At 73.9% G+C, this 12,783-nt stretch carries 11 protein-coding genes; 6 read left to right on the top strand and 5 right to left on the bottom strand.

Annotated features, from left to right (window positions below; all coding sequences use genetic code 11):
* Positions 1 to 29: 29 nt before the first annotated feature.
* Positions 30 to 1,703: a phosphoglucomutase (alpha-D-glucose-1,6-bisphosphate-dependent) gene (gene pgm, locus ATJ88_RS01560; protein ID WP_098462284.1), complete on the bottom strand. Its 1,674-nt coding sequence runs from the start codon at positions 1,701 to 1,703 to the stop codon at positions 30 to 32.
* Between the two features lie 107 nt (positions 1,704 to 1,810).
* On the opposite strand from pgm, the gene ATJ88_RS01565 reads away from it, so the two are divergent.
* A complete protein-coding gene (locus ATJ88_RS01565) occupies positions 1,811 to 2,647 on the top strand; it encodes a peptidoglycan-binding domain-containing protein (protein ID WP_098462286.1) in 837 nt (278 codons plus the stop codon).
* 27 nt (positions 2,648 to 2,674) lie between these two features.
* Here ATJ88_RS01565 and ATJ88_RS01570 read toward each other — a convergent pair whose 3' ends face one another.
* Positions 2,675 to 4,258: a Na+/H+ antiporter NhaC family protein gene (locus tag ATJ88_RS01570; RefSeq protein WP_098462288.1), complete on the bottom strand. Its 1,584-nt coding sequence runs from the start codon at positions 4,256 to 4,258 to the stop codon at positions 2,675 to 2,677.
* Between the two features lie 264 nt (positions 4,259 to 4,522).
* On the opposite strand from ATJ88_RS01570, the gene ATJ88_RS01575 reads away from it, so the two are divergent.
* On the top strand, positions 4,523 to 5,725 hold the full coding sequence (locus tag ATJ88_RS01575; protein ID WP_098462290.1) for an SH3 domain-containing protein: 1,203 nt from the start codon (positions 4,523 to 4,525) through the stop codon (positions 5,723 to 5,725).
* A 48-nt stretch (positions 5,726 to 5,773) separates the two neighbouring features.
* On the opposite strand, the gene ATJ88_RS01580 is transcribed toward ATJ88_RS01575, so the two are convergent.
* Complete coding sequence (locus ATJ88_RS01580; RefSeq protein WP_098462291.1) at positions 5,774 to 7,426, bottom strand: glycoside hydrolase family 10-like protein; 1,653 nt, start codon at positions 7,424 to 7,426, stop codon at positions 5,774 to 5,776.
* Between the two features lie 28 nt (positions 7,427 to 7,454).
* Between ATJ88_RS01580 and ATJ88_RS01585 the strand changes: the two genes are divergently transcribed.
* A complete protein-coding gene (locus ATJ88_RS01585) occupies positions 7,455 to 7,670 on the top strand; it encodes a hypothetical protein (RefSeq protein ID WP_098462295.1) in 216 nt (71 codons plus the stop codon).
* A 31-nt stretch (positions 7,671 to 7,701) separates the two neighbouring features.
* On the opposite strand, the gene purB is transcribed toward ATJ88_RS01585, so the two are convergent.
* On the bottom strand, positions 7,702 to 9,192 hold the full coding sequence (purB, locus tag ATJ88_RS01590) for an adenylosuccinate lyase (protein WP_425432641.1): 1,491 nt from the start codon (positions 9,190 to 9,192) through the stop codon (positions 7,702 to 7,704).
* A gap of 148 nt (positions 9,193 to 9,340) precedes the next feature.
* On the opposite strand from purB, the gene ATJ88_RS01595 reads away from it, so the two are divergent.
* Positions 9,341 to 9,583, top strand: coding sequence for a hypothetical protein (locus ATJ88_RS01595; RefSeq protein WP_098462299.1), 243 nt, complete (start codon positions 9,341 to 9,343; stop codon positions 9,581 to 9,583).
* Positions 9,580 to 11,154 (top strand): alpha/beta hydrolase family protein, encoded by a 1,575-nt coding sequence (locus ATJ88_RS01600; RefSeq protein ID WP_098462301.1) that lies wholly within the window; start codon positions 9,580 to 9,582, stop codon positions 11,152 to 11,154. The genes ATJ88_RS01595 and ATJ88_RS01600 overlap by 4 nt, the downstream gene beginning before the upstream one ends.
* A 2-nt stretch (positions 11,155 to 11,156) precedes the next feature.
* On the opposite strand, the gene ATJ88_RS01605 is transcribed toward ATJ88_RS01600, so the two are convergent.
* The gene (locus ATJ88_RS01605; protein ID WP_098462304.1) at positions 11,157 to 11,552 is read right to left on the bottom strand and encodes a phage holin family protein; all 396 of its coding nucleotides are present in this window, start codon (positions 11,550 to 11,552) and stop codon (positions 11,157 to 11,159) included.
* Between the two features lie 122 nt (positions 11,553 to 11,674).
* Here ATJ88_RS01605 and hisC point away from each other — a divergent pair, with 122 nt between their 5' ends.
* Positions 11,675 to 12,766, top strand: a complete 1,092-nt coding sequence (hisC, locus tag ATJ88_RS01610; protein WP_245852051.1) for a histidinol-phosphate transaminase — start codon at positions 11,675 to 11,677, stop codon at positions 12,764 to 12,766.
* The last annotated feature ends 17 nt before the right edge of the window (positions 12,767 to 12,783 follow it).

Consider the following 12,783-nt stretch of genomic DNA (forward strand, 5'->3'; position numbering starts at 1 on the left):
GCCGGCCGGGGGCACGCGTGCTGCGGACGTCAGGCGAGCGCGTCGCCGACGACCTGCTTGGCCTCCTCCTGCACCTGCGCCAGGTGCTCCGCGGACACGAACGACTCCGCGTAGATCTTGTACACGTCCTCCGTGCCCGACGGGCGGGCGGCGAACCACGCGTCCTGCGTGGTGACCTTGAGGCCGCCGATCTTCGCGCCGTTGCCCGGCGCCTCCGTGAGCTTCGCCGTGATCTCCGCGCCCGCGAGGGTCGTGGACGTCACCTGGTCGGGGGACAGGGCACCGAGCTTCGCCTTCTCCTCGCGCGTCGCCGCGGCGTCCACCCGGGCGTACCAGGACTCCCCGTAGCGGCCGACGAGGTCCGCGTGGTGCTCCGACGGGGTCCGTCCCGTCGTCGCGATGATCTCCGAGGCGAGCAGCGCCAGCAGGATGCCGTCCTTGTCCGTCGACCACACCCGGCCGTCGGTGCGCAGGAACGACGCCCCCGCCGACTCCTCGCCACCGAACCCGATCCCGCCGTCCAGCAGGCCCGGGACGAACCACTTGAAGCCCACCGGCACCTCCGTCAGGGTGCGCCCCAGGCCCGCGGCCACCCGGTCGATCAGCGCCGACGACACCAGCGTCTTGCCGATCGCGGCGTCCGCCGGCCAGCCCGGCCGCGCCCCGCCGTACAGGTACTGGATCGCGACCGCCAGGTAGTGGTTCGGGTTCATCAGGCCCGCGTCCGGCGTGACGATGCCGTGGCGGTCCGAGTCCGCGTCGTTGCCCGTCGCGACGTCGTACGGGGCGTCGCCCGCCATCTGCTCCACCAGGGACGCCATGGCGTGCGGCGACGAGCAGTCCATGCGGATCTTCCCGTCCCAGTCGAGCGTCATGAACGCCCACCGCGGGTCCACCTGCGGGTTCACCACGGTCAGGTCGAGGCCGTACCGCTCACCGATCGCGCCCCAGTACTCCACCGACGCGCCACCCAGCGGGTCCGCACCGATCCGCACGCCCGCCGTGCGGATCGCCTCCAGGTCGAGCACGTTCGCCAGGTCGTCGACGTACGTCGACAGGAAGTCGTGGCGGTGCGTCGTGTCCGCCGCCAGCGCGTCGTCCAGGGAGACGCGGCGCACCGACGCCAGACCGCCACCCCGCAGGATCTCGTTCGCGCGGTCCGCGATCCACCCCGTCGCCTCCGACCCCGCGGGGCCGCCGTGGGGCGGGTTGTACTTGAAACCGCCGTCGCGCGGCGGGTTGTGCGACGGCGTCACCACGATGCCGTCCGCCACGCCCGGACCCGACGTGCGCACGCCCTCGTCCGTCGCCGCGCCGTTGTGGATGAGGATCGACTGCGAAACCGCCGGCGTCGGCGTGAACGAGTCCCGCGCGTCGATCATCACCGTCACCCCGGCCGCCGCCAGCACCTCCAGCGCCGTCTGCCACGCCGGCAGCGACAGGGCGTGCGTGTCCCGGCCGATGAACAGCGGGCCGTCCGTGCCCTGCGCCGCCCGGTACTCCACGATCGCCTGCGTGATCGCCGCGATGTGCGCCTCGTTGAACGCGGAGTCCAGCGACGAGCCGCGATGGCCCGACGTGCCGAACACGACCTGCTGGGCGGGGTCGTCCACGTCCGGCGTGCGGTCGTAGTACGCGCCGACCAGCTGGTCGACGTCGATGAGGTCTTCGGGGAGGGCTACCTGACCGGCGCGAGGGTGCATGACTCGATCCTGCCAGCCGTCGCGGGGTGTGTCGCCCCTTCGACGCACCCGGTATCAGCAGGGCGACCGGGACGCTCCCTCCGGGGGGAGACGTCGAAGGGGGAACCATGAACGTCGAACCGTGGCACACGCTCGGGACGGGCGACGAGGGGGCCGCCGTCGCGGGCGTCCAGTACCTGCTGCGCGACCAGGGGCACGCCGTCACCGCGGACGGCGTGTTCGGCCCGCTGACGCGTACCGCGGTGCGCACCTTCCAGTCGGCGCACGGCCTGGACGTGGACGGCGTGGTGGGCCGGCAGACGTGGCCGCACCTCGTGGTGTCGACCGAGCGCGGGGACTCCGGGCACGCCGTGCGAGCCGTGCAGCAGTTCGGGCTGCTCCGGTTCCCCGGCGACCCGCCGCTCGTCGTCGATGGCGAGTTCGGGTCGCAGACGGCGCAGCGCGTGCGGTTCTTCCAGGAGTCGTGGGGTCTGACGATCGACGGGATCGCCGGCCAGGAGACGTGGTCGTTCCTCAGCACCCAGGCACCGGGCCCGCGCCCGTGGCCGCTGGTCAAGGTGGGGTCGACCCAGGACGACAACTGGCGGGTGCGTCCCGCGCAGCACCTCCTGCGCGCGCACGGCGCCACCCTCACCGTGGACGGTGTGTTCGGTCCCGTCTCGGGGGCCGCGGTGCGTGCCTTCCAGCAGACCCTGCGGGCCCGGTTCATCAGCACGACCGTGGGCCAGCTCGACTGGCCGGAGATGATCGTCACCGTGCGCCGCGGCGACGACGGCCCGGCGGTGCGCGCCGTCCAGGTTCTGCTCGGCGTCACCGCCGACGGCGTGTTCGGCCCGGTCACGGAGTCCGCGGTGCGCGGGTTCCAGTCGACGTTCGCGCCGCCGGACGACGGCGTCGTCGGCCCCGTCACCTGGCACGCGCTCACCCAGCGGCTGTTCGACTGACCTCCACTGGGTCGCTCGCGTCGCCGGTCAGGCCGCGACGACGTCCTCCTCGACGGGGCGGCGGACGAGCCGGGCGGCGACGGCGACGGCGACGAGGACGACGAGGGTGACGACCAGCCCGAGACCGGTCCCGGCGCCGAGGGCGACGGCGACGTACCCGGCGAGGGACGCGAGGGCGGCGACGCCGGCGTAGGGGAGCTGGGTGACGACGTGCACGATGACGTCGCAGCCGGCACCGGTGGACGACAGGATCGTGGTGTCGCTGATGGGGGAGACGTGGTCGCCGAGGACGGCGCCCGCGAGGACGGCACCGAGGGCGGGCAGCAGCAGGTCGGGCTCGCCGACGGTGTTCATGATGCCGCCGACGAGCGGCAGCAGGAGCGCGAACGAGCCCCAGGACGTGCCGGTGGAGAACGCCATCGCGGCGGCCACGACGAACGTGATGGGGACCAGCCAGGCGGGGGCGAGGTCGGCGCCGTCGACGAGCCCACCGAGGTAGGCGCCGGTGCCGAGCTGGTCGATGAGGCCGGTGAGCATCCAGGCGAGCACGAGGATGCTGACGGCGGGCCACATGGCCTTGACGCCCTCGACCCAGCCCTGCCCGAAGTGCTTGCGGGAGAACGTCGGGTTCCCGGTGGTGTACCGCAGGTAGTAGTAGATCGCGGCGCCGAGGCCGAGGACGCCGCCGACCATGAGGGCGGCGCTGGTGTCGGTCTCGGCGAGGATGTCGACGGGCGACCAGCTGCCCGTCGCGGTGCGGCCGGTCCACACGATCCCGGCGAGGACGCCGAGGACGAGGAGCGCGAACGGCACGAACAGGGCCCGCTTCGCGCCGGGCTCGTGCACGGGCAGGTCCTCGGAGAGCTGGCCGGGGACGGTGGCGTCGTCGCCGTAGGTGCGGCCCTGCTCGACGGCGCGCCGCTCCTCGCGGCGCATGGGGCCGACGTCGAGCCGCAGCGCGACGACGAGCCACACGGCGACGGCGGCGGCGATGGCGTAGAAGTTGTTCGCGGCGGCGCCGAGGAACGCCTGCACGCTGGAGATCCCCAGGGCGGACGCGGCGACGATGGGCGCGAGGATGCCCATGATGTAGGCGCCCCAGCTGGAGAACGGGGCCAGCACGGACACGGGCGCGGACGTCGAGTCGATGATGTAGGCGAGCTTCGCGCGGGCGACGCGGTGCCGGTCGGTGACGGGCTTGGCGACCTGCCCGACGGCGAGCGCGTTGAAGTAGTCGTCGATGAAGATGACGATCCCCATGATCGCGGGCAGGACCTGCGCGCCGCGGCGGGTGCGGATGCGCTGCACGGCCCAGTCGGCGAACGCGGACGTGCCGCCGGACATCATGATGAACGCGGCCACGACCCCGAGGATCAGCACGAACGCGAGGATGTAGACGTACCAGGTGTTGACGGCGCCGTCGGCCCAGAAGATCCCGGCGAACGACTCCCACACGAGGCGCAGCGTCCCCAGCGGGGCGAGGTCGGCGACGAGCAGGGCGGCGGCGAGCACGCCCGCGCCGAGGCTGAGCAGCACCTTGCGGGTGGTGACGACCAGCAGGATCGCGAGGACCGGCGGCACCAGGGTGAGGGCCGGGTAGGTCTCGATCATGACGGGGGCCTCCGGGGGTGGGTGGGCACGACGGTAGGGCGGGCGCGGCGGCCCGGCATCCTGACGGCCCTGGAGGTCGTCCGAGGGCCGGGCAACCTTACCCGCCGCCGGGCGGTACGACGGGTCTCGGGGGGCGAATGATGACGAACCCGGCGAAGCCCCTGCGGGCGCGGTTCGTGGGCGCGCGCTGTCGCCCGGGGCGACCTACCTTCGGGAGGGGCGGGCGGTGCGGCTCGTCCTGACCCTCACGAAAAGAGTCGAACCATGGGACGGATCCGAGCAGGGGCGCGCCGTGCGCTCGTGGCGGTGGCGGCGACCACGGCGATGGTGGCGGGCGGTGCGGCGGTCGCGCCGTCGGCGTCCGCGGCGACCGTCGTGACCCCGCCGCTCAAGGACGACACGTACGTGCTGTCCTCCTACTACGGGGCGCGCTGCATGCCGGTGCGGTCGGCCTCCACCTTCCACCTGGGGCAGGACCTCGGCGCGGCGAGCGGGACGGACGTCCGCGCGGTCGCGAAGGGCAAGGTCGTCAAGGCCGGCGCGGTGCGGGGCTTCGGGCAGTGGGTGGTGATCGACCACACGCTGGACGGCAAGAAGTTCTCGTCGCTGTACGCGCACGTCATCGACGGCGACGCCCGGGTGAAGGTGGGCCAGACGGTGAAGAAGGGGCAGCACATCGCGGACGTCGGGTCGACCGGCACGTCGACGTCGCCGCACCTGCACCTGGAGGTCTGGAAGGGCGGGTACCCGTCGGGCACGACGGTGGACCCGCTGAAGTTCCTCAAGTACCGGGGCGTGGACCTGACGACACGGTCGATCCGCAACTACACGCGCTCCACGCCGCCGTCGTCGTGCTCCTACTTCACGGCGGGGAAGGTGAACCTGCGGACCGGACCGGGGACGGGCTACCCGGTCATGCGGACCCTGCAGTCGAACGTGAGGATCTCCGGCACGCCGGGCGTCGCGCCGGGCGAGTGGCGGCAGGTGACGCGCAACGGCCGCACCGGCTGGGTGCACCGGGACTACGTGTCGCCGTCGTACACGTCGCAGGGGTCGCGCTACTCGCTGTCGACGTTGAACCTGCGGTCGAAGCCGTCGACGTCGTCGAAGGTGGTGCGCAGCCTGCCGGCGGACGCGCACCTGACGATGCTGCGCGACCTCAAGGGCTCCTGGCAGCGGGTGCGGTACGGCAGCACCAACGGCTGGGTGCACGCCCGGTGCATCTCGGACACGCGGGACGGCGCCCAGGTGGTGCGCAACGCGTCCGGGGCGACGTACTCGTGGGTCGCCACCTCGACGCTGTACCTGCGCCAGGGCGCGACGACGTCGTCGGCGAAGGTCGCGACGCTGCGCCGGGACGACCGGGTGACGCACCTGGCGACGATGTCGGGCGGCTGGATCAAGGTGAAGGTGGGCTCCAAGACGGGCTACGTCGCGTCGCGGTACCTGACGTCCGACCGGCCGTGACGGGCGACGGCGCGGCACCGGTCGGGTGCCGCGCCGTCGGTCGGCACCTCAGGCGTGCCGCACGGGGCTGGGGTCGGACTCGTTCCAGACCCGGTCCAGCGCGGTGACGACGTACGTGTAGGCGGCGCCCGGCTCGGCCGTGGTGTCCACGAGGTCCTGCACGGCCCCGCCGCGGGCGCGCGTCGTGGCGACGAGGTGCGTGGCGTCCTCGACGTCGACGTGCTTGCGGTGGCCGTCGGCCCGGTAGACGGCGAACGACGTCGCTCGGGTCCGCAGGGGTGCGGCGTCGAGCCAGCGCAGCACGACCCCGTCGGGGCCGTGCTCGGCGCGGGCCAGGACGGGCGGCCGCACGGCCGTGCCGGGCAGGCCGGGGATGACGGGGACGAGGGCGGGCCGGGTGTAGTGGTCGGCGAGGACCCGCGACATCGCGCCGCCCACGTCCTGCGGCAGATGGTTCGCGGAGTACCAGGCGTTGCCGTGCACGGGCGTGCCCTGCGCGGTCACGTCGTGGCAGAGGTCGAGGTGGTTCGACAGCTCGTCGGGGTCGGTGAACACCCCGGAGGTGACCTTGTACAGGGCCTCGCCGATGTACAGGTGGGTGTTCGAGCGGGACGCGACGTCGGCCCACCACGGCACGAGTTTGGCGTAGTCCGCGACGGCGAGCCCGATCTGCCAGTAGATCTGCGGGTTGATGTAGTCGAGCCAGCCCTCGAGCACCCAGCGGCGGGTGTCGGCGTACTGGGCGTCGTAGCTCTGGGTGCCGCCGGTGTCGGAGCCGCGGGGGTCGGTGGACGCGTTGCGCCAGATGCCGAACGGGCTGATGCCGAACTTGACCCACGGCTTGATCTGCTTGATGCGCACGGAGATCTCGCGCACGAACGTGTCGACGTTGTGGCGGCGCCAGTCCTCGACGGTGGCGAACCCCGCGCCGTAGGTGGCGTACGTGTCGGCGTCGGGGAGCTCCTGCCCGGACACGGGGTAGGGGTAGAAGTAGTCGTCGAAGTGCACGCCGTCGAGGTCGTAGTGCCCGACGCTGTGGAGGATCGCGCGGTAGATGTGCTCGCGGGCCTCGGGCTTGCCCGGGTCGAAGTAGAGCTTGCCGCCGTACGCCCACGCCCAGTCGGGGTGCTGGCGGGCGGGGTGCTCGGGCACGAGGCGGGTCGGGTCGGCCTGCATGGACACGCGGTACGGGTTGTACCAGGCGTGCAGCTCGAGGTTGCGGGCGTGGGTCTCGGCGACCATGAACTCCAGCGGGTCGAAGCCGGGGTCCTGGCCCTGGGTGCCGGTGAGGTACTGGGACCAGGGCTCGTAGGGGCTGGGCCAGAACGCGTCGGCGGTGGGTCGCACCTGCACGAACACGGCGTTCAGGCGGAACCGGACGGCGACGTCGAGCCAGTGGCGGTACTCGGCCTTGAGCTCGTCGGCGCTCAGGCCGGTGCGCGAGGGCCAGTCGATGTTGACCACGGACGCGATCCACATGGCGCGCAGCTCGCGCTTGCGGGGGTCGGCCGAGGTGGTGCCGGCGGTCCCGGTGGCGTCGGCGGGTGCGGCGGCCGCGGGGGCCATGGACCCGACGGTGACCGTGAGGGCGGAGCCGGCCACGCCGGCGGTGGCGAGGGTGAGGAAGCCCCGGCGGTCGAGGCCCTGGTCGTCGGGGGGTGTGGACGTGTCGGTGCCGGACGGGGCAACGGGGAGCGTCATCGCGTGTCCTTCGTCAGACGGGGCAGGTGTGGAGAATACTTTCACGAACAATGCGTGCAGGGAAGAGATTCTTCACAACTGGGCGCGCGAGGACCCGGTCGATCGCGGCCTCGAGGCGTCGTTCGCCGGGGTCTTCGCCAGCGGAACGTGCGCCAGCCCGGACGACACGGTGACGGACTACCTGTTCCAGGTCGCGGGACGCGGCACCGTCGTCGGCCGCCAGGAGATGGCCCGGGCGCGGTAGCCGTCCGGCCGCCGCGCCCGGGCGGGGTGGCTCAGGCCAGGTAGTCGTCGACGAGCTGCGCCGCGACACCCGTGTAGGACGCCGGGGTGAGCTCCGCCAGGCGCGCCGCGACGTCGTCCGGCAGGCCGAGGCCCGCGACGAACTCGCGCATGCGCGCCGCGTCCACGCGCTGGCCGCGCGTGAGCTCCTTGAGGCGCTCGTACGGGTTCTCCATGCCCTCGACGCCCGCCACGGACGCCGCGCGCATCGCCGACTGCACCGGCTCGCCCAGCACCTCCCAGTTCGCGTCGAGGTCGGCCGCCATGAGGTCGGCGTCCACCGCGAGGGCCTGCAGGCCGCGGCGCACGTTGTCGATCGCGAGCAGCGAGTGCCCGAACGCGGGGCCGATGTTGCGCTGCGTCGTGGAGTCCGTGAGGTCGCGCTGCAGGCGGCTCGTCACGAGCGTGGCGGACAGCGTGTCGAGCAGCGAGCAGGAGATCTCGAGGTTCGCCTCGGCGTTCTCGAACCGGATCGGGTTCACCTTGTGCGGCATCGTCGACGAGCCCGTGGCGCCCGGGACGGGGATCTGCCGGAAGAACCCGAGCGAGATGTACGTCCACACGTCGGTCGCGAGGTTGTGGAGGATGCGGTTGAAGCGCGCGACGTCGGCGTAGACCTCCGCCTGCCAGTCGTGCGACTCGATCTGCGTGGTCAGCGGGTTCCACGTCAGGCCCAGGTGCTCGACGAACGCCTGCGACACGGCCGGCCAGTCGGCGCCCGGCACGGCGACGGTGTGCGCGCCGTAGGTGCCCGTCGCGCCGTTCAGCTTGCCCAGGTACTCGGCGCCCTCGACGCGGCGGACCTGACGGCGCAGGCGGTGCGCCAGCACCGCGAGCTCCTTGCCCATCGTCGTCGGGGTCGCGGGCTGGCCGTGCGTGCGGCTCAGCATCGGGACCTGCGCGTGCTCGCGGGCCATGCCGGCGATCTGGTCGCCCAGGGCCGCCGCGGCGGGCAGCCACACGTCGACGACGGCGCCGCGCACCATGAGCGCGTACGACAGGTTGTTGATGTCCTCGGACGTGCACGCGAAGTGCACGAGCTCGCTCGCGGCCGGCAGGCTCGTCGTGCCCAGCGCGGGCTCGGCGACGTCCGCCGCCAGCCGGCGCTTGATGAAGTACTCCACGGCCTTGACGTCGTGCACCGTCTCGCGCTCGATGGCGGCGAGCTCGGCGATCTCGTCCGCGCCGAACGTCGCGGGGATCTGCCGCAGGTACGCGATCTCCGCGTCGGTCAGGGTCGGCGCGCCCGGCACCACGGCGCCCGGCGCCTGGGCCGTGCCGTTGCACAGCGTGATCAGCCACTCCACCTCGACGTGGATGCGGGCCCGGTTCAGCGCCGCCTCGCTCAGGTGGTCCACCAGCGGCGCGACCGCGGCACGGTAGCGGCCGTCGAGCGGGCCCAGGGCGATCGGCGGGGTCACGTCGGCGAGGCTCACCCGGGCGGGCGCGGCGGACTGGTCGGGCTGCGGCGAGGTGGGAGTCACGTGCTGCATTCTCCCACGGGGCGCCGTGACGCCGCCGACCCGTCCCGCGGTCCGACGGCGATCCCCACCGACCGTCCACCGTCCCGCCGTCCACAGGTGGGCCGCTGCTCCGGGCACGTCGGCGGACGTCGTCCCTAGCGTCCCGGGCATGTCCTTCACCACCAGCGACGTCGCCTCGGCCGTCGACCACCTGCGCACCGCCCGGGCCCGTCTCGACGCGGCGACCGCGACCCTGCGGCTCGCCGCCGGGCTCGACTGGACCGCGCCCGCCGGGGACGCGTTCCGCGCCGAGGCGGCACAGGTGCTGGCGGCCGCCGACGGCGACGCCGCCGCCCTCGACCTCGCCGTGCTCGTCGCCGCGGGCTGCGAGCCCCGGGACGTCGCGCCGTGACGCAGGACCCCCGCGGCACGCTCGTCGTCACCGGCGGGCGCCCGGTCGACCGGGTCGACGCGGCGGCGGTGCGGACCGCGGCGCTGCGCGCGTCCGACGCGGCCGCCGTCCTGCGCGCCGCGACCGGCGACTGCCTCAGCGCCCGCACGGCCCTCGACCGCCTGCGCCGGACGACGCCCCTCGGCCCGCCCGACCCGGCGCTGCCCGGCCGGGTCGCCTGGGCCCTCACGCTGGCCGGCGACGCGCTCGACGCGCTCGCCGGCCGGGCCGACCGCTGCGCGTCCCTCGCCGACCGGCTCCTCGTGGCCGCCGGGCTCTACGAGGACGCCGAGAGCACCGTGGAACAGCTCGTCGGCGCGATCGTCGCCGGAACGACCGGTGTGCTCGGGTTCGGCGTGACCACGTTCGCGCTCCACCCGGCCGGGGGCCTGCCGAGTCTCGTCGTGCTGTGGGGCGGGGTACGGCTGCTCGACGCGCTGGCCGGCGACGACCCGGCGCACGCCGACCCCTCCATCGCCCCCGGCCCCGCCGCACCGCCCGGTCCGCAGGACCCGCAGGACCCGCAGGACCCGGGGGACGACGGCGGCCTCCTCGGCGACCTCCTGCGCACCCTGTCCCCGTACACCGACGAGGCCGTCACCGGGGCGGGCCAGGGCGTGGCGCTCGCCGCGCCCTTCCTGGCCCTCGGCGACGTGTCGGTCACCGGCGGCGCCCGCGTCCTGTCCACCCTCGTCGACGCCTTCGTGGGACGCCGCGACGTGGAGGTGCGCGAGGTGACGTCCGTGCGGCGGGACGACCGTGCGACCCGGCCGCCCGGCACCGTCGACGAGCTCGCCGCGCGCACCGGCGACCTCTACCCCGCCGGGAGCGGTGTCGCGGGCCGGGACGTGCCCGGCGTGCCGCCCGGCACCATCGCCGTGCAGCGCGTCGAGCACGCCGACGGCCCCGCCACCTGGGTCGTCACCGTGCCCGGCACGCAGGCCCTGGTGTCCCGCGACCACGCGTTCGACGGCGTCACCGACCTCGATCTCATGGCCGGCGAGGCCGCCGAGGTCGCGCGGGGCGTCATGGCGGCCCTCGACGACGCCGGCGCCGCGCCCGACGAGCCGGTCGTGCTCGCCGGCCACTCGCTCGGCGGCATCGCGGTGACGTCGCTCGCCGCGATGCCGGCGTTCCGCGCGCGGCACCCCGTCGCGGGCGTCGTCACGCTCGGCGCACCCACCGGTACGTTCACCACCCCGCGCGGCGTGCCCGTGCTGCACGTCGAGAACACCGAGGAGCTCGTCTCACCCCTCGACGGACGCTCCGGCGCCGCCAACCCCGCCACCCCGGACCGCGTCACCCTGGCCCGGACGCTCGCCGACTCCGCCGACCCGGCCGACCGCGCCGCGTCCGGCAGCGTGCCGCGCGCCCACCAGGTCGGCACCCACGTCCGGACCATCGGCCTCGCCCGCGACGCCGGGAACGTGCAGGTCGCGGACGTCGCCGCGCGGATCGAGGAGCACCTGGACGGCGAGAGCGCCACCACCCGGTACTACCAGGTGGGGCGCTCCCGGCCGCAGGACGACTGAGCTCAGTCGCGGTCGCCGTTCGGCACGACGAGGCCCACCAGCGCCTGGAGGACCGCCAGGATCAGCGCGACCCACAGGTACCACCAGAACCCGCCGTCGATCGTCATGCCCCAGTCGCCCAGCCACTCGTGGCTGGTCAGCCAGGTCGTGAGCCACAGCATGAACGCGTTGATGAGGAGGTAGAACAGCCCGAGCGTGAGGATGAGCAGCGGGATGGACAGGATCGTCACGATCGGCTTCACGACCATCGACACCAGGGAGAAGACGACCGCGACGCCCGCCAGGCTCAGGACGTACCCGAGGACGTCGTCGGTCGGGAAGATCTCCACGCTGTCGAAGATGAGGTCGCACAGCCACAGCGCCAGGCCGGTCGCGAGGACTCGCAGGATGAAGTTCATGCACGTCATCGTGGCACGGGGGGCCCGCGCAGGACACCGGAACGCGAGGTTCGTCCCGTCCGGCCGACCGCCGACCGCTGCGAGGGCCACCCGCCCGGACGGAGGTGGCATCCTTGACGGCTGTGACCACCCCTGCCGCTGACCCCGCGTCGTCGTCCACCGTCCCGCTGCGCGCCGCGATCGCCGCGCTGCCCGCCTACGTGCCCGGCGCGCGTCCGAGCGGCACGGCGTGGAAGCTGTCGTCGAACGAGAACCCGTACCCGCCGCTGACGTCCGTGCTCGCCGCGATCCAGTCCGCGGCCACCGACGTCAACCGGTACCCGGACATGTACGCGACCGAGCTCGTGGAGACGATCGCCGGGCACGTCGGGGTGGACGCCGCGCAGGTCGTCGTCGGCAACGGGTCGGTGGCGGTGCTGCAGCACGTGCTGGAGGCCGTCGTGGAGCCGGGCGACGAGGTGCTGTTCCCGTGGCGCTCGTTCGAGGCGTACCCGATCATCACCGCCGTGTCCGGCGGCACGCCCGTCACCGTGCCCGTCACCGCCGACGGCCGCCTCGACCTGCCCGCCATGGCCGCCGCCGTCACCGGGCGCACCCGCGTCGTGCTGGTCTGCACCCCGAACAACCCCACCGGCCCGGTCGTGCACGCCGACGAGCTCGACGCGTTCCTCGCCGTCGTGCCGCGCGACGTCCTCGTCGTGGTCGACGAGGCCTACCTGGAGTTCGTGCGCGACCCGCAGGCCCCCGACGCCCTCGCCGTCCTGCGCGCGCACCCGAACGTCGTCGTGCTGCGCACCCTGTCCAAGGCGTACGGCCTCGCGGGCCTGCGCGTCGGGTACGCCCTCGCCGAGCCGCGGCTCGCCGCGGGCATCCGCGCCGCCTCCACCCCGTTCGGCGTGAACCACCTCGCGCAGCGCGCCGCGATCGCCGCCCTCCAGCCGCCCGCGCAGGCCGAGATGGCCCAGCACGTCGACGCGCTCGTCGCCGAGCGCACGCGGGTGGCCGACGCGCTGCGCGAGCAGGGGTGGGACGTGCCCGCCACGCAGGCGAACTTCGTGTGGCTCGCCACCGGGGAGCGCACGGCCGAGCTCGCCGCCGCCGCGACCGCCGCCGGGGTGCTGGTGCGCCCCTTCGCGGGCGAGGGCGTGCGTGTCAGCATCGGCGAGGTGGCGGCCAACGACGCGTTCCTGGCGCTGGCCGCCACCTGGCGCTGAGCACGCGCCACCGGGCG

This window comes from Isoptericola jiangsuensis (genome assembly GCF_002563715.1).
GTDB lineage: Bacteria > Actinomycetota > Actinomycetes > Actinomycetales > Cellulomonadaceae > Isoptericola > Isoptericola jiangsuensis.